Annotated in this window: 14 protein-coding genes; 9 read left to right on the top strand and 5 right to left on the bottom strand. The window is 74.1% G+C overall.

What is annotated here, in order from left to right; genetic code table 11:
• Positions 1-551 precede the first annotated feature (551 nt).
• Complete coding sequence (locus AAH979_RS11170) at positions 552-1,229, top strand: excalibur calcium-binding domain-containing protein (RefSeq protein WP_346258015.1); 678 nt, start codon at positions 552-554, stop codon at positions 1,227-1,229.
• A gap of 43 nt (positions 1,230-1,272) precedes the next feature.
• Here the strand turns inward: AAH979_RS11170 and AAH979_RS11175 are convergent, their stop codons facing one another.
• On the bottom strand, positions 1,273-1,746 hold the full coding sequence (locus tag AAH979_RS11175; RefSeq protein ID WP_346258016.1) for a hypothetical protein: 474 nt from the start codon (positions 1,744-1,746) through the stop codon (positions 1,273-1,275).
• 283 nt (positions 1,747-2,029) lie between these two features.
• Here AAH979_RS11175 and AAH979_RS11180 point away from each other — a divergent pair, with 283 nt between their 5' ends.
• Positions 2,030-2,551, top strand: a complete 522-nt coding sequence (locus AAH979_RS11180; RefSeq protein WP_346258017.1) for an SRPBCC family protein — start codon at positions 2,030-2,032, stop codon at positions 2,549-2,551.
• Positions 2,552-2,571: 20 nt separating this feature from the next.
• Here AAH979_RS11180 and AAH979_RS11185 read toward each other — a convergent pair whose 3' ends face one another.
• The 3 genes from AAH979_RS11185 to AAH979_RS11195 all read right to left on the bottom strand — a co-directional run bounded on the left by AAH979_RS11185 (position 2,572) and on the right by AAH979_RS11195 (position 6,069).
• Positions 2,572-4,767, bottom strand: coding sequence for an FUSC family protein (locus tag AAH979_RS11185; protein ID WP_346258018.1), 2,196 nt, complete (start codon positions 4,765-4,767; stop codon positions 2,572-2,574).
• Positions 4,768-4,862: 95 nt separating this feature from the next.
• Positions 4,863-5,594, bottom strand: coding sequence for a DUF2786 domain-containing protein (locus tag AAH979_RS11190; protein WP_346258019.1), 732 nt, complete (start codon positions 5,592-5,594; stop codon positions 4,863-4,865).
• A gap of 85 nt (positions 5,595-5,679) precedes the next feature.
• Complete coding sequence (locus AAH979_RS11195; protein ID WP_101368637.1) at positions 5,680-6,069, bottom strand: hypothetical protein; 390 nt, start codon at positions 6,067-6,069, stop codon at positions 5,680-5,682.
• Positions 6,070-6,239: 170 nt separating this feature from the next.
• On the opposite strand from AAH979_RS11195, the gene AAH979_RS11200 reads away from it, so the two are divergent.
• From AAH979_RS11200 to AAH979_RS11230, 7 genes are all read left to right on the top strand, one after another.
• A complete protein-coding gene (locus tag AAH979_RS11200; protein WP_346258020.1) occupies positions 6,240-7,610 on the top strand; it encodes an ABC transporter substrate-binding protein in 1,371 nt (456 codons plus the stop codon).
• 140 nt (positions 7,611-7,750) lie between these two features.
• Complete coding sequence (locus AAH979_RS11205; RefSeq protein ID WP_346258021.1) at positions 7,751-8,401, top strand: hypothetical protein; 651 nt, start codon at positions 7,751-7,753, stop codon at positions 8,399-8,401.
• Between the two features lie 240 nt (positions 8,402-8,641).
• Positions 8,642-8,890, top strand: coding sequence for a hypothetical protein (locus AAH979_RS11210; protein WP_318399012.1), 249 nt, complete (start codon positions 8,642-8,644; stop codon positions 8,888-8,890).
• Between the two features lie 308 nt (positions 8,891-9,198).
• Entirely contained in the window at positions 9,199-12,408 is a 3,210-nt protein-coding gene (locus tag AAH979_RS11215) for an FtsX-like permease family protein (protein WP_346258022.1), read from the top strand.
• Positions 12,405-15,185, top strand: coding sequence for an FtsX-like permease family protein (locus AAH979_RS11220; protein WP_346258023.1), 2,781 nt, complete (start codon positions 12,405-12,407; stop codon positions 15,183-15,185). The genes AAH979_RS11215 and AAH979_RS11220 overlap by 4 nt, the downstream gene beginning before the upstream one ends.
• Before the next feature lie 25 nt (positions 15,186-15,210).
• Positions 15,211-16,191 (top strand): ATP-binding cassette domain-containing protein, encoded by a 981-nt coding sequence (locus AAH979_RS11225; RefSeq protein WP_346258024.1) that lies wholly within the window; start codon positions 15,211-15,213, stop codon positions 16,189-16,191.
• A gap of 56 nt (positions 16,192-16,247) precedes the next feature.
• Positions 16,248-16,961 (top strand): ABC transporter ATP-binding protein, encoded by a 714-nt coding sequence (locus AAH979_RS11230; protein ID WP_346258025.1) that lies wholly within the window; start codon positions 16,248-16,250, stop codon positions 16,959-16,961.
• Positions 16,962-17,040: 79 nt separating this feature from the next.
• Here AAH979_RS11230 and AAH979_RS11235 read toward each other — a convergent pair whose 3' ends face one another.
• Positions 17,041-17,250: a BldC family transcriptional regulator gene (locus AAH979_RS11235; protein WP_007073996.1), complete on the bottom strand. Its 210-nt coding sequence runs from the start codon at positions 17,248-17,250 to the stop codon at positions 17,041-17,043.
• Between the last annotated feature and the right edge of the window lie 104 nt (positions 17,251-17,354).

Below are 17,354 nucleotides of genomic sequence, written 5' to 3' on the forward strand. Positions count from 1 at the left end.
CGCGGCCGACTTCGACCTCGAACTGATCGAGAGCCGGACGCTCGACGGCCGCACCCAAGAACTCATCTACCGGCCCACCCTGCACGTCTGACCCCGCCCACGTCACCTCACCGAGGTTGGCGTCGGCCCTGGACGGTCGGAGCCGACGAGTGGCTCGCCCGGCTGGCGGCACTGCCCCTGCCTTCCAGCCGGGCGAGGGCTGGCGCATCACCACTCCTTCGGCATCCTCGGAATCCTGATCTCCTGGGTGGCCGGCCGTTGCAGGATGAGGCTAGGCACAAGGCGCCAGTTCGTTCGCCTCCGCTAGGTGGACCGAACGGACGCGAGCGCTGCCGCTACGTCCGGTCTCCGCTCCGCCCGACCGCTACTCTCAGCCCACACCGGGCGAGCCATAGGTGGCTAGCCGGGCCGCAGCCCGAGCGGGACGCTCCAAAGCGCCGGACGCACGGCGAGCGCCACCGGCTGACTCCTCACGCAGGCCGGACGGTCGGCCGCCGGTCAGACCCGATCAAGCGCTATCCGGAGCGTATCCACAGCGCAACACTGCGACGATGTCCTATCCGCCACCGCAAGACCCCTGGAACCGCCAGCAGCCACCCGCCGCCCCGGGCCGACCGCCGATCCACCCGACACAACCGCTCCGGCCAGGGCGGCAACCTCGCAAGCTCACCGGCGCGCAGCGGTTCGGTGTCGCCGTACTCGGCATCTTCGGCCTCTTCGTGCTCGCCTGCTGCGGAACCTCGGTCATCTCCGCGCTCTCCCCGGACGACGCAGACCCCGACCGGGAGCCGGCGGCGGCCCAGGCCAGCAGTCAACCGACGACACCAGCGCCGGTCGTGGTGACCAGCGCACCGGAGCCCACCCCGCCGGCCACCACCGCCGCCGCACCTCCGCCGCCGCCGAAGCCCACCAGCAAGGCCCCGCCGAAGCCGGTCTACTACAAGAACTGCTCCGCCGTACGCGACGCCGGTGAGGCGCCGCTACGCAAGGGCCAGCCCGGCTACCGCGCGGGGCTGGACCGGGACGGCGACGGCCGGGCGTGCGAGTCGGCCGAGGGGCCGGCACCGGGCACCGGTGACGACGACAACGACGACGACGGCGGGTCCTCCTCGGTCTACTACAAGAACTGCACCGCCGTCCGCGCCGCCGGTGCCGACCCGATCCGCAGGGGCGACCCCGGCTACGGCCGCCACCTCGACCGCGACGGCGACGGCGTGGGCTGCGAGTGACTGTTGATCCCGTAGCGTTTGGCCGGCTATAGCCGGCCAAACGCTACGTACTGCCGCTCTCGTCCGGTAGGAGGCGGGTCAGGTCGTTGGCGAGTACGGCGAAGAGGGCGAGCAGGGCGGCGAGGCCGGTACTGGCCAGGATGGCGAAGCCGCGCTCGGCCCCGTCCGGCGCCAGCACCACCCCGAGTACCGCAGCGACCAGCACCATCCCGATCCGGCCGACCCGGGCCAGCAGTACCGCCCGGGCCAGCCGGGTCGGATCGGCGGGGCAGGTGCCGACGCTATGGCGGGCGTACCAGGCGGCGGCGGTGAGGGTGCCGGCGCCGAGCATCCCGGCCAGCCCGACGACCGCCCAGGGCAGCCCGATCCGGTCGGCGCCGGACCGGCCAGCCGCCAGGCCCGCGCGGGCCACCAGGGCCGACACCAACACTGCCAACAGGTACGACGACGCGACCAGCAGCAGTCGGCGCCGGAGTCGACGCCCGTCGAGGCGGTACGCGGCGGGATCGTCGGGCACGCCGGATCTCCTTCCCACCGGCGTCGCCCCGGGTGCGGCCGGGTCGACTCGCTCGGCCAGTGCTCCCGGTCGATGGTAGTCGCGCGGCCCGGTCTGACCGTCCATCGAACCTTTTCAACCTCCCCTTGCGGTCCGACGGACCGCAAGGTCGGATGCGGTGCGTAAGCGCCGCGCGGTCCAGGTTGAGAAAGGTTCATTGATGATCTACCGCTCGGCGCAGGGATCGACCGTCCGTCGATGTAGAAGCTGCACAGCTCAGCAGCAGCCGGTATGGTCCCGGCGTATGGGACAGGAGACTACGAACGCCTCCGATATCCAGCAGGCCACCACCACGTACTCGGTGCGCAGCAGCCTCCGTGTCCCGGGCCCGGCCGACCGGGCATTCACCGTCTTCACCGAGGGTCTCGCCGACTGGTGGGTGAAGGAATACACCTGGTCCGGCCCGCAGCAACTGGCCAAGCTCGGCATCGAGCCCGGCAGCGGCGGCATGTTGTACGAGATCGGCCCGCACGGGTTCCGCGCCGACTGGGGCCGGGTGCTGGACTGGCAGCCGCCCCGGCGCCTGGTGTTCAACTGGCAGATCGGCCCGGACCGGGCCCCGGTGCCGGATCCGGCCCGGAGCAGCGTGGTGGAGGCCCGGTTCGCGCCGCAGGCCGACGGAACCACCCTGGTCGAGGTGGAACACCGCGACTTCGACCGGCACGGCGAGGCCGCCGAGGGCTACCGCGAGGCGCTCACCGCCGGCTGGTACGAGCTGCTCTCCCGCTACGCGGCGGCCGTCGAAAGCGCCAGCGGCCAGGGCTGAAGCCCGGCGCGCATACCGGGTCAGCCGGGCTGGCCGTGGCCGGCGGTCGCCTTCGCCATCTCCGGCTGGATCCGCTCCAGTTCGGCCCCGGCGCCGGTGAGCCACAGCTCGACGTCCACCAGGTTCAACGCGGCGGCCCGGGACTCACCCGCCGCCAGCACATCGCGTACCCGGGCGGGGAAGTCCTCCGGTGGCCGGGGCGGGGTCACCGGACGGCTGAGCCGGCCGGTGGACACCTGCTCGGCGAGGTCGGCGTAGCGGCGGCGGAGCCGTCCGGCGAGGTCGTCGAGCGGGCCGGCGGCGTCCTGCACCCGGGTCAGCCGGGCGTGCGCGCCCCGGCGCAGCCGGGACACCGCGCCGAGGTGCAGGTGCTGGCCGGCGGCGAGCGCCGCCTGCCAGTTGACCGGCGGCAACCGGGGGTCGTCCCGCTCTATCTGGTACTGCAGGAACGACGCCTCGGCGAGGACCCACGCCTGCCGCGCCGCACCGACCGCGTCCTGCCGGGACGGCCGGCCGGACAGCGTCCGGGTCACCTCCTCGGCCGCGGCGGCGCTCACCGCCAGATAGCGGGCGATGGAGCGGCGCAGCTCCCCGCTGCCACCCTTCGGCCAGAGCAGCAGGCCGGCCAGCACCCCGAGCACGGCACCGATCGTCACGTCGAGCAGCCGGGCACCGGCGATCTGCAGGTTCGCCGGACCGGCTTGAGCGAAGACCATCACGAACAGCACGGTGAACAGCGACTGCCCCCAGAGCTGCGGCAGCAGCGGGCCGATCGCGAAGGTCAGCACCATGGCGACCGGCAGGGCCACCAGCAGTACCTCCGCGGCCTCGCCCGCGCCGAACAGCAGCAGGCTGCCGGCAGCGGCGCCGAGCAGCGTGCCCAGCAGCACCGGGCGCAGCGCGCTGCGGGTGTCGACGGCCGAGGTCCGCATCAGGGTGAGGATCGCCAGCAGTACCCAGAACCCGTGGTTGAGGTGCAGGAAGCCCGCGACCACCCGGGCGGTGGCCAGGGCCAGGGAGACCCGTATCGCCCCCTGGAGATAGACCGAGCGGGTCGTCAGATGGAACCGGAACTGGTGCCAGTAGAGCGCGAACGGCGAACGGTGGGCGTACCAGAACTCGTCCGGGCCCGGTCCGCCGGGCGACCGGGCCGGTGGACGCGACCCGGCGGCGATCCGGGCCGCGACGCCGAACGCGTGGGCGTGGTCTGCGGCCCGCAGGCAGATCGCCTCCCAGCGCAGGTGTGCCGGGCCGGACTCCTGCGTCGATGTGGCCGGCGGCCGGTCGTAGAGGTCTTTGATCCGGGCCTCCAGCTCGGTCAGCCGGGTCATCTCGACCGGTTCCGCCCCGCCGCGCAGTGTCCGGCCGGCGTCGTGCAGGACGCCGGCCGACTGCCGCAGCAGCCCGGCCAGCTCGTCGTCGCGGACGTCGCCGAGGTCGCCGGCGATCCGGCACGCGTGATAGAGCAGTTGGCGCAGCAGCCGGTCGCCGTGCCGCAGCGCGCGGTCGCGGGGACCGGCCGAGGCCGGCCGCTGGGTAGGCGGGATCCGGGCCAGCCAGACCCCTTCCATCGCCCGCGCCGCCTCCTCCTCCCGGCGGGACAGTTCGGCGCGGTCGACCGGCGCACCGCCGGGTAGCCCGGCCAGCAGGTCGAGGAAGCGGGACGCCGAACCGGCCGCCTCGCCGAGCCGCTGCCGGTAGCCGGGCGGCGCCGGGTCGGGCCAGAGCAGCAGTTCGGCGGCGATCAGCAGGCCCACCCCGAGCGTCACCCCGCCGAGCCGGGACGGCAGGGTCTCCGGCTGGTACGGCGGGAACGACGCCGCGATGTAGAAGAGCTGCAATCCGGTGGCGAGGCCGAGGATCCGTGGCCCGCCGACTCCGGCGAACGGGATGGCGAATCCCACCACCAGCATGCCGGCCGCCGCGACCCAGGTGTTGACCGCGAGGAGCGACCCGACGGTCACCAGGAGCCAGGCGGCCGGAAGCGCGGCGAGCAGCGTACGGGCCCGCTGGGTGGGGCCACCGGGTACCTGCGAGATGAAGCCGAGGGCGATCGCCCCGAAGAGGGTGTAGAGCCCGAGCAGCGGGTTGCCCAGGCCGTACCTGCCGCCGAAGAGGCCGGCGCCGGCGACCAGCGCCAGCCGGAGACCCCGGCGGAGTACCCGGTAGTCCGGGTCCCGCCGACGCAGCCACTGCACGACGCCGATCCTGGTCATGGGTGCCCTCTGCCGCTCCCACCCGACCGACCGGCCAGCCAGGCGCGGCGGAGATCAGGGCAGCGGCGCTACGCGGCCCCCGTGGCCGCCCGCCCTCACCCTCTCACCTCCGTCGACGCCCCGCCGACGCTTTGCGCCGGCCGGCTGGAGCGGAGTTCGGTGCCGCCGAGGTCGGCTCGCCGGCCCGCCGCCGCGCCCTGCTCCAGGCCGCCGCCGAGCAGCCGGCGGGGCGCGGCCGTGCGCAGTCGTGGGTAGGCCTCGGCGAGGCGCCGGTCGACCCGGTCGGACCGGTCGGCGAGGACCAGGGCCACCGAGGGGGCGCCGGACGGAGCCGTCGAGGCGGCCGCCGCCTCGGCCCGGCGCAACCGCCCGGCGACCGCCGCGGCGAAGCCGGCCAGCCAGGAGCGGCGGAACGCGGCCGGATGGTCGCCTGGCGGGACCGGCGCGACCGAAATGCCGTGTGCGGCCTGCACCAGCAGCGAGGTGAAGAGCAGCTCCACCCGTTCCAGGTCGCTGGCGAAGCCGAACAGGTGCATGACGAACCCGCTGCCGCCGCGCCGGCGTACCGACCGGCAGCGCAACGCGTCGGCGACCCCGGCCAGCAGGCCCGCCTTGTCCAGGGCGTACGGGGCGGGGATGTCGACGATCCGGTCGCCGACCGGGTCCGTGCCGGGGTCACGGGCGGCGAGCAGCGCCCGGTCCACCCCGTACCGCGCGATCAGCTCGGTCGCCTTGGCGGTGAACGCCTCGGCCTCGGCCGGTGTGCAGGCCGGGTCCTCCGCCTTGGCCAGCAACTTGCGGACCTTGCTGAGCATCGCGTCGGACATGCACCAGAGCTATCACACCGGTCCGGCGGCTGCCCGCTGGACAAACCGGATGAGGAGCATGCAAAGATGGACGTCGATGAGAGAGCTATCCGGCGCGGTGCCGCAACGTCGCGACGGCCGACCCGGCAAGGGTGAGCAGGCATTCTGGCAACTGCCCGTCCGCGAGTGCGGCGCCGAAGAGTGCGGCACCCGTGTCGCCGTCGGCGTTCGCGTACGCGCTGACGAACCGGGCCACCCAGCGCGCGTCGTAACCCGCCTCGTCGATCCCGGGGAAGTCGAGGGTCCACGCGCCCCGGGGCACACCGTCGCCGACCATCGTGGCGGCGAGGCACCAGGCCACCTCGTACGCACCGGCGACGCCGGACCGGTCGACCACCGCGTCGAACGTGCCGACCACGCCGTCGCTGTCACCGGCCAGCGCGGAGGTGAGCACGGCGGTGGCGTCATCCAGCGTCTCCTGCGGAACGTCCGTCACGTGCGGAAGGGTATGCCGCCAGGTCAAGCAGCGTCCGACAAACGGCATGAACGATACCTATCCAGGATGATAGAGCCCCTCGGTCGCCAACTGACGGTCGACCGCGGGCGCACGCCGGGAGCAGGCGCGCTAATCTGCGCAACGGATCTCCGGGGAGGAAGGACGACCCCATGCTCGTATTCCGCGGCACCCGCCGCGCCGCACTGTCCGCCGCTGCCTGTGCGGCGCTGCTGCTGGCTGGCTGCGGTTCGGATGGCGACGGTGAGGCCGGACAGGCCGAGCAGTCCCGGCCGACCCAGGTCCGCCTGTACGGCACGGACGGCAACATGCAGAACTCCTTCAAGGCGGAGTTCGACCAGCAGACCGGTCTACTCAAGGGCATGAAGGGCACCACGCCACTCACCCCGCTCTCCGAGGACTTCAAGAACCGGCTGCGGCGCAAGGACCCGAAGCTCTCCGACTTCCTCTACGCGGCCGAGTCGTACGACGCCGTCGCGATCAGCGCGATCGCGGCGCAGCTCGCCGGCTCGACCGAGCCAGCCCAGATCGCCGGGCAGATCGTCGGGGTCACCACCGGCGGGGAGCGCTGCGACTCGATCGCGGCCTGCCTGCAACTCGCCCGGGAAGGCACCGACGTCGCCTACCGGGGCGTCTCGCTGAGCCGGGGCGGCTTCACCGACGCCGGCGAGCCCTCCACGGCGAGCTACGCCACCCTGCACTTCGGCAGCGACGAGCAGCTCGACGACGGCAAGACCGAGTTCCTCGGCGCCGGTGACGAGTCCACGGCCAGCGTCAAGAAGCCGCCGGCCGGCAAGCGGCAGACGAAGGCGGTCGAGCAGAGCAGCGGCGCGCCGCTGAAGCTCGGTGGCCTGCTGCCCCGCACCGGTGACCTGGCGCTCGCCTATCCGCCGATGGCGGCGGCCGTGGCGCTGGCCGTCGACGAGGTCAACGCCGCCGAGGGCGTACTCGGCAAGCCGGTGGTCTGGGTCGACGGCGACGACGGCACCAACCCGAACACCGCGAAGGCGACCGTGGCGCAGCACGTACGCGCCGGGGTGCACGTGATCATCGGGGCCGGCGCCTCCGGCATCTCCCGGGCGGTACTGCCGGACGTGATGGCGGCCGGGCTGGTGCTCTTCTCGCCGAGCAACACCGACGCCGGGCTCAGCACCGTGGACGACCAGGGGCTCTACTTCCGTACCGCCCCGTCGGACATCCTCCAGGGGCGGGCGCTCGCCGACATGATCCTGCGGGACGGGCCGAGCCGGATCGCGCTGGTGGCCCGGCAGGACTCGTACGGCGAGGGGCTCCAGGGCAACGTCCGGGCCGAGTTGGAGCGGGCCGGGCACGGCTCGGACCAGGTACGGCTGTTCAACTACGAGGTGAAGGACGGCCCCGACGCCCCGCCGGTGGACTTCACCGAGGGCGCTCAGGAGATCAAGCAATTCGGCGCCGACGCCATCCTGGTGATCGGCTTCGGCGAGTCGGCGAGGGTCATCGAGGCGCTCGCCGCCGCCGGGGTGCACATCCAGCAGCAGTAACCTCACCCGCCCGAGCGGCGGTCCGCCGGTACCCGATGGGAGTGGCACACTTCCGGGAGTCGCCGGGTGGGCTGGTCGGCCTAGCGTTACCCGTGTGTCCGGCGGTCCCGCCGGGCACAGGGAGACCGGGGAGGTACGACATGAGCTACGACGGTGACGACCCCAGCGCGCTGGGCGACGCCCTTCCGGAGCACGAACTGCCCGGCGTCGACGACCAGCAGGGCCTCGGACCGGCAGCGGACCTCGGCTCGGACCCGCTCTCCTCGGACCCGCTCGGGCTGGACCCGCCGGAGATCGCCGAGGAGCCCCCGCCGGTCACCTCCGTGGTGACGCACTACGCGGGCGGCATCACCGAGGTCGCCACCGACCTCGACGGCGACGGCTACGCCGAGCTGCTCGAGTTCGACGTCAACGGCGACCGGGTGGCCGACGTCCGCTACCAGGACACCGACTGGGACGGCCGGCTGGACAGCGTCGAGCGGGACTCCAACCTGGACGGCCACGTCGACCAGGTGCTGGAGGACAACGACGGCGACGGCCGGGTCGACTCGGTGGTCACCGACGCGAACCGGGACGGCGTGGTGGACCGGGTGGTCGCGGACGCCGACTTCGACGGCCGGCCGGACACCTGGATGACCGACAGCGACTTCAACGGGCGCCCGGACGAGATCCGGGTCGACCCCGACGAGGACGGCCAGGCCGACCGGCTGATGGTGGACACCGATCACGACGGCACCGTCGACCAGGTCAACTACCAGGACCGGCAGACCAACCCGTACGTCACGAACTGATCGCGGCGGCGAACGCCGCCGGACGCGTACGGCGGCCGTCGTGCTGCCCGATCCGTCCAGCTCGGCTGCCTGTGCCCGGGTCTCGCCGTGCCCCGGTCGGCATGGTCGGGGCCCCACAGGGGTAGTGCGAGGTGGCACAGTGCGGTAGTCGTGTCGGGGAGTTTCTCGTGGGTGTCCGGGCGGCACGCAGATCGAGGGTTCCGGCGTGGCCAGAACTTCTAGCTGACGGAAGGGCAACAGATGAGCGAGTCGCAGGAGACCGTCGACACCCGCGGTGACGAACGGATCGAACTGCTCCGGGCGGACGCCAACCAGGACGGCAAGACCGACGTCTGGGTGGTGGACACCGACGGCGACGGCAAGGCGGACCTCTTCCAGTTCGACACCGACGGCGACGGCAAAGTCGACATCACCATGGTCGACGCCGACGAGGACGGCAAGCCGGACGAGGTGGTGGACGGGGACGGCGGCCTTCCGCCGACCACCTGACCGACGCCGCCGGGCACCAGGCCGATCGTGGCCGTGGCGGCGGCTCTCCGGGTACGTCGGATCCGGAGAGCCGCCGCCACGGCCTTGTCGGATCCGAAATCGTCCCGGACGGTGCGTGCCGCCACCGCCCGGGCCAGTGATGATCCACAACAACTCGATCTCAGTTCCGTCATGATCGGGTCACGAAGTCGCCTGTCAGGCAATTCACTCCGCCGTACGCCAACCTTTCGCTCGCCCTCGGGCGCTTCGCAGCCATGAGGGGCGACGACCGACGCCGCCCGCCTCGCCCATGGGGGAGAAGCAGAACGATGAGGCTGGTGTTTCGGCGCGCCCGGGGTGCGAAGAGTCTGCTCCTCGCGGCGACCGGGGCGACCCTGATCGCCACCGCCCTGCTCACCGGGCTCGCCGGCTACAGCCGGGAGGTGGTCGACTCCGGCACCGAGCGTGCGGTCGCGTCGGCCTCCCAGGAGGAGCGGTCGATCCTGGTACGCGGCACCGCCGGCAGCACACCGGAGAGCCTCGCCGAGCGGGACGAGGCGGTACGCTCCCGGTTCACCGGCGGCTTCGGCGGAGTACCGGCCGACATCTCCGGGGCGGGCTACGCCGCCGGGCGGCAGTTCGCCGGGCGCACCGGAGACGCCGTACCGGACGCCCAGGGCCTGGTCTTCGCCCGGGTGGTCTTCCTCGACGACCTTCCGAGGCACGCCCTGCTGACCGACGGCGCGTGGCCGAGCCCCGGCCGGCGACCGGTGCAGGCCGCGCTCGCCGAGCCGGTCGCGAAGATCCTCGGCGCCCGGGTCGGTGACCGGATCCCGATCACCGACCGGGTCACCGACCGGGTCACCGAGGTGACCGTCACCGGCGTCTGGAAGCCGCGCGACATCCGGGACCCGTACTGGCGGCTCGTGCCCGAGGTGACGGACGGGGTCGCGACCGGGTCCGCCACGTACGGGCCGCTGGCCGTCGACCGGGCCGACTTCCTCGACCACTTCATCGCCAACGCCTCCGCCGGCTGGCTGGTCGAACCCGATCTGTCCGGGGTGACGATGACCTCGCTGGGCCGGCTGGGTGAGGCCGCCAGCCAGACCAGCGCCAGCCTGCCCGCCGAGACCGGGCTCGGCAGTTCCGGGCTGGTCACCACGCAGCTCGACCAGCTCATGCAGCGGCTGGACCGGGCCGGGCTGGTCGGCCGGTCGGCGCTGGTCACCCCGATGCTGCTGGTGGTGGTCCTCGGCGGGTACGCGCTGCTGCTGGTCGCGCTGCTCCTCACCGAACAGCGCCGGGGCGAGGCGGCACTGCTCCGGGCCCGGGGCGCCGGGCGGGGCCAGTTGGCCGGGCTGGCCGCCCGGGAGGCGTTGCTGGTCGTCCTGCCGGCCGCCGTGATCTCGCCCGTGCTCGCCACCGAACTGGTCCGGCTGGCCGACCGTACCCCGATGCTGGCCGCCGCCGCGCTGCGGCTGGATCCCCGGCTCGACACCCGTACCTGGCTGATCGCCGCACTGGCCGCGCTCGGCTGCGCGCTGGCGATGCTCGGCCCGGCGCTGCGCCGCGGCGGCAGCTACGTCGGCGAGCTGGCCAGCCGGTCCCGGCCGAGCCGGCGGACGATCGCGCAGCGGGCCGGGCTGGACGTCGCGCTGGTCGCCCTGGCGGTGCTGGGTTGGCTGCAACTGCGGCAGTACTCCTCGCCGCTGGCCGGCTCCCGCCCGGACGGCGCCCTCGGGATCGACCCGCTGCTGGCCGCGACCCCCACGGTGGGGGTACTCGCCGGCGCGGTCCTCGCGCTGCGCGGCCTGCCGCCGATGGCCCGGCTCGCCGAGCGGTGGGTCGACCGCAGGTCCTGGACCGGCACCATGCTCGGGATGTGGCAGGCCGGCCGCCGGCCGCACGCCGGCCCGGTGCTGCTGCTCGCCCTGGCGGTGGCGGTCGGCACCCTCGCCTGGTGCCTGGCCGCCACCTCGGAACGGTCCCTGACCGACCAGGCCAACCACCAGGTCGGCGCCGACCTGCGGCTGGTCGAGTCGAGCGGGGTCGCGCCGCCGGCCCGGGCCGGGCAGCTCGCCGAGCTGCCCGGCACCGAACTGGTCCTGCCCGCCTGGCGGGACAGTCCCCGGCTCGGCACCGACGGCGTGCCGGCCGGCATGGTCGCGCTGGACGTCGCCGAGGCCGGACGGGTCGTCCGGCTCCGGGACGACCTGGTCGACGGCGCCGCCGCCGGGCTCTTCACCGGGATGGCCGGGGCCCGGGTGACCGCCCCGGTCGTGGAGCTTCCGCCGGGAACCACTCGGCTGACCGGTCGAATCACCACCACCGGCACCGGTGGCTCCGCCCGGGTTCCGGTCCGCACCACTGCCGTCTTCACCGAGCCGCACGGCGGGCACCTCCGGATCCCGCTCGGCGCGAGCTACGACGACGAGCCGCTGCGGTTCAGCGTGCAGCTACCGGCGAGCGGGGACACCCCGCCGAGACTGGCCGGCTTCGCGGTGGACACCCACGGACCTCCCGGGTACGTCGTCGACTGGCAGCTCACCGACCTCCGCGCCGCCCCGGCCGGCGGCGCCGGGACCGCCGTGCCGGTCGCCGACGGCCGGCAGTGGCAGGCGGTGCACCGCTCCGGCGAGACCGGACCGGCGACGGCGGGACCGCGCGGGCTGACCGCCCAGTACCAGGCGTCTCCGTCGGGGGGCTGGGCGGGCGTCAGCTCGTTGATCTCGTTCGCCGTGACCGTCGCGCCCGGCCCGGGGCAGGTGCCGGTGGTGGCCACCCCGGAGGCGCTGGCGGCGCTGCGACTGGGGGTCGGCGACCAGACCGTACTGGTGCTGGCCGGCGGAGCCGTCGACGTCCGGATCACCGGTACGGTCGCCGCGCTGCCCGGGGTACCGGAGTCGGCCGGGCTCCTGGTCGACCTGCCGTCGCTTGCTACGGCGCTCTTCCACGAGCGGGGCATCCTCGCCGCGCCCGAGGAGTGGTGGCTGACCACCCGCCCCGAGCAGCACGCCGAGGCGGCTCGGGCGGCGGCCGGGCTCGGCGGGCTCCAGGTCGCCGACCGGGTGGAGGTGGCCAGCCGCTCGGGCGACGACCCGTACGGCGTAGGCGCCCGGGCCGCTCTCTTCGCCGCCGCGCTCGGCGCCATCCTGCTCGCTGCGGTCGGCGTCACCGTGGACGTCCGGGCCACCGCCCGGCGCCGGGTCACCGAGCTGGCCGTGCTGCACACCCTGGGCGCCGGCCCCCGGCTGCTGGCCCGATCGCTCCTGGTCGAGCAGGCGTTCCTCGCCGGCATCGGCGTGCTGGTCGGACTGGGGGTGGGAGTCGGCGTGGCGGCCACGATGGCCCCGCTGGTCATCCTCACCCCGTCGGCGCAGCGGCCGGTACCGGCGCCGCTGCTGGACGTCGCCTGGCTGCCCGCGACCGGGACCGCCGCCGTACTGCTGCTGCTCGCCCTCGCGCTGAGCGGGCTGACCGCCGCCACCATGCGGCAACGGCTGGCCGCGGCCCAGCTGCGGATCGGGGAGGACCGGTGAACGCGGGAACCGTGGAGGGGCAGGACGCTGTGCGGGGTGGATCGGTGCCGAGGCGGTCCGGGGCTCGACTGCCGGGGCCGTTGCGCCGGGCCCGGATCTTCGCCGGCTACCTGGGGCTGCTCGGCGTACTCGGGCTGGTGGCCGCGCTGCTGGTCACCGGGGCGCCCCGGCTGGCGAACGAGTTCGCCGACGACGGGATGCGGCACGACGTACGCGGACTTCCGTACCAGGTCCGGGACCTCACCTACACGGCCAACCAGGACGCGATCCAGAGCCCGGACGCCCACCTGGCCGCCGCCCAACTCGACCGGTACCGGCAGAAGCTGCCCGGGCCGCTGCCGTCACTGGTCGGCCAGCAGTGGTTCGCCGGCCGGATCGGCCCGAAGGACCTGGGCGTGGCGGGCGACGCGCCGTCGCTGCGCGGAAGCTGCCGGCCGGAGCTGCAACTGCGCGGCCAGGCCGACGTCGAACGGGAGCTGCGGGTCGTCGAGGGTCGCTGGCCGGCGTCCCGGGACGGGGTCGAGGCGGCGCTGTCCCGGGAGGCGGCCGGCATCCTCGGGCTGCGGGTCGGCACCACCGTCGTGCTCAGCGGCAAGGGGTTCGCCCAGGGCTCCGTCCCGGTCCGGATCGTCGGGCTGTACGACCCGATCGACCCGGCCGCACCCGCCTGGGACGGGATCCGGATCGCCGAGGTGCCCTGCCCGGACCCGACCGCCGGCACCACCCACCGGGCCGCCCTGCTGACCGACCTGTCCGGGATGACCGCCGCCGGTGGACGGCTCGGGCTCACCTACGAGTGGCGCTACCGGGTCGACGAGGAGCGGATGACCACAGGGGACATTCCGGAGGTGCTGACCGCGATCGCGGCGACCCGGCGTACCCCGCCGGAGCGTGGGCTGGTGCTGGCCACCGGCCTGGACAGCGGCCTGACCCGGTTCGACGGCCAGCTCCGCGCGGTGCAGGCACTGCTCGCCGTGGTGCAGGCCGGCATCCTGGCCACCCTGCTCGGGCTGGTCGCCCTCGCCGCCGGGCTGGCGGTGCAGCGCCGCCGGGAGGAGTTCACCCTGCTCCGGGCCAGAGGGGCGGCGGCGGTGGAGATCGGTGCCCGTACCCTGCGGGAGACCGTCGGCGTGCTGCCGGTCGCGGTACTCGCCGGCTGGCTGCTCGGCCGGCTGGCGCCGGGTCGCCCGGCCGGGGCCGAGCCGCTCGGGGTCGCGCTGGTGGCCGTCGGCACCACCCTGGCGATTCCGCTGCTGGCGATGCTGAGCCAGCGCCGGGCGAGCTTCGTGGGCCGGCGCCGGGACCTGGTGCGCCACCGCCCGTCGGTACGCCGGCTGACCGCCGAACTCTTCGTGCTGCTGCTCGCGGTGCTCGGCGTGGTACTGCTGCAACGGCGCGGGCTGAGCCAGGACGGCGGGGTCGACCCGTACCTGGTCTCGGTGCCGGTGCTGCTGGCCGTGGCCGCCGCCCTGGTGGCGCTGCGGTTGGTGCCGTGGCCGCTGCGCCAGGTGGGCCGGATCGCCGCCCGGGCCCGTACGGTGGTGCCGTTCGTCGGGCTGGCCCGGGCCGGCCGGGGCGCGCCGGTGACCGTCGGGCCGCTGGCCGTGCTCGTCGTCGCGATCGCCACCGGTGTCTTCACCAGCGTGGTGACCAGCACCGTCGCCGAGGCCCGGGACCGGGTCACCGACCAGGAGATCGGCGCCGACGCCCGGGTCATCGGCTCCTACTCCGACCAGGCCACCGCCGACCGGCTCGCCGCGCTGCCCGGGGTGAGCGCGGTCAGCCCGCTGGCGGTCGAGGTGGGCCAGCCGTTGCGCTCACCCACCCCGGACCTGCTCGGCGGCCGCGACCTCGGCCAGACCCAGGTACTGGTGGTGGACGGCCCGTCGCTGGCCCGGGTGCTGGCGGCGAGCGGCGTCGACGTCACCGTGCCGGCCGGGTTGGCCGCGCCGGGGCGGATCGACGGTCCGGTGCCGGCGCTGGTCTCGCCGGAGGTGGCCGAGGCGGTCGGTGCCGGTGCGGTGACCGAGGTGCAGGGCCGGCGGTACGAGTTCCGGGTCGACCGGGTGGCGTCCGGCTTCCCGGGGCTGGCGGCCGACGTCCGCCGGTTCGTCGTACTTCCCTGGCAGGCGCTGCCGGTGCCGCAGTTCCAGCCGATCCGGTCCAACCAGTTCCTGGTGGCCGGCGACGGCTTCGCCACCGCCGAGCTGACCGCGACGGTCGACACCGCCCAGCGGGAGTACCTGGCGAAGGTGCTGGCACAGCCGGTCGAGCAGGTACGCCCGCAGACGCCGGTCAGTGTCGCCACCTGGTCGGCGCACCGGCAGGCGTTGGAACGCGGCGGCGTGAACCGGCTGCTCAGCTTCACCTTCGGCACCGGGGTGGCCGGAGCGACCGCGTTGGCGCTGCTGGCGGTCGGTTTCGCCGTACTCGCCGAGGCGCCGGGGCGGGGCCGGATGCTGTCCCGGCTGCGCACCATGGGGCTCTCCGGTCGGCAGGGCCGGGGGCTGCTCGTCTACGAGTTGGTGCCGCTGCTCGGCGTCGCGGTGCTGGCCGGTGGGCTGGTCGGGGTGGCCCTGCCCCGGCTGCTCGGGCCGGCGCTGGGGCTGTCCGGGTTCACCGGCGGCCTGCCGGCCCGGATCCACCTGGATCCGCTGCTGGTGGTCGGCGTACTGCTGCTGGTGGTGGCGGCGCTGGTCGCCGCCCTCGGTGTCGAGAATCTGATCAACCGCCGGATGCGCCTCGGCGAGGTGCTCCGGCTCGGAGAGGAGAACTGATGGCTCGGAGAGGGGACGAGGACTGATGGCGAGTCCGACGACTGCCGCTGCGGTGCCCGATCTCGCCGTACTCCAGCGCAGGGCCGCGGAGCGGGCGGCGGCCCGGGCCGGCGGCGAGGACCGGCTGCGGGGACACATCGTCTGCGACGGGCTGGTCCGGATCTTCAAGACCGAGGGCGTGGAGGTGGTCGCGCTGCAGGGGCTCGACCTGGTGGTCGACCGGGGCGAGCTGCTCGCCATCGTCGGCGCCTCCGGCTCGGGCAAGTCGACGGTGCTCAACATCCTCTCGGGGCTGGACGTGCCGACCGCCGGTATCGCCCGGGTGGCCGACTTCGACCTGCTGACGATGTCGCCGAAGCGCCGGCTGCGGTACCGCCGGCACACCGTCGGCTTCGTCTGGCAGCAGACCGCCCGCAACCTGCTGCCGTACCTGACCGCCCGGGAGAACGTGGAACTGCCGATGCGGCTGGCCCGGGGGCTGCGCGGCCGGGCGGCCCGCGAACGCGCGACCGAGCTGCTGGAGATGGTCGGCGTCGGCTACTGCGCCGACCGGCGGCCGGACCAGATGAGCGGCGGCGAGCAGCAGCGCTGTGCGGTGGCGGTCGCGGTGGCCAACGACCCGGAGGTGCTCTTCGCCGACGAGCCCACCGGTGAGCTGGACGAGGCGACCGCGGCCGACGTCTTCGGCGCGCTGCGCACCATCAACGCCGAACTCGGCGTCACCATCGTGGTGGTCACGCACGACCACGCCGTCTCGTCCCAGGTCCGCCGGACGGTCGCGATCCGCGACGGGCGGACCGCCTCCGAGGTACGCCGCTCCACCCGGCTCGGCGCCGACGGGGTGGAAGAGCTGGTCACCGAGGAGTACGCGCTGCTGGACCGGTCGGGCCGGATGCAGTTGCCGGCCGCCTTCGTGGACGCGCTGAGCCTGCGCGACCGGGTCCGGCTCAACCTGGAGCCGGACCACGTGCAGGTCCGGCCGGGCGGGGACGGTGCGCGGCCGTGACCGGCGCAGTGCAGCGGCACCGGGAAGCGGACGGAGACGGCGGGAGAGGACTCGGGATGGCTGAGGAACTGGTCCGGGTCGAGGGCGTCGGCCGGGACTACGCCGCCGGGGACCGGGTGGTGCACGCGGTCCGGGACGTCTCGTTCAGCGCCGCCCGGGGCGAACTGGTGGCGATCCGGGGCCGGTCCGGCGCGGGCAAGACCACCCTGCTGAACCTGATCGGCGGCTTGGACCGGCCGAGCTACGGGCGGATACACGTCGCCGGGCACGAGATCACCGCCGCCGGGAGCAGCGAACTGCTGGAGCTGCGCCGCTCCACCATCGGCTTCGTCTTCCAGTCCTTCGGGCTGATCCCGATCCTCTCCGCGGCGGAGAACGTCGGGGTGCCGCTACGGCTGGCGAAGCGGCGCCGGGCGGAGCGGGAGGAGCGGGTGACGATGCTGCTCGAACTGGTCGGGCTGGGCGGTCAGGCGGCACAGCGCCCGTACGAGCTCTCCGGCGGCCAGCAGCAGCGGGTCGCGGTGGCCCGGGCGCTGGCGAACGATCCGGCGCTGCTGATCGCGGACGAGCCGACCGGCCAGCTCGACTCGGAGACCGGTCGTTCGATCATGGACCTGCTCCGCGCGCTGGTACACGCCCGAGGGATGACCGCGCTGGTGGCCACGCACGATCCGACCCTGATCGACCTGGCGGACCGGGTCCTGACGCTGCGCGACGGCCGGCTGGTGGACGGGGCGGAGCGGCAAGACGGGGTGCTGACCGGGAGCTGACTCGCCCGGACACGATTCAGGGGTGGGATTCGTACGCTCGTACGAGCCCCACCCCTGTTTCGACGTTCGGTTTCGAGTCTCAGTCGCCCTGCCGCTGCTGGGGGATCTGGCCCTGCAGCAGGGCACGAACCTCCGACTCGCGGTAACGGCGGTGCCCGCCCAGCGTTCTGATCGCGCTGAGCTTCCCCGCCTTAGCCCACCGGGTCACGGTCTTCGGGTCGACACGGAACATCGACGCGACCTCTGCCGGCGTGAGTAGCGGCTCAGGTTCATGCGTACGCGATGCCATCGGTCACTCCTCCACAGGTGCCTATAGACATCGGCCGGGGTCCCGCCGGCCGACGCGTCTCCCATGGTCCGGCTAGTCCCCGATGTCCGACATGGGCCGAACGG

This window comes from Plantactinospora sp. ZYX-F-223, from assembly GCF_039649625.1.
In the GTDB taxonomy this organism is placed as follows: domain Bacteria; phylum Actinomycetota; class Actinomycetes; order Mycobacteriales; family Micromonosporaceae; genus Plantactinospora.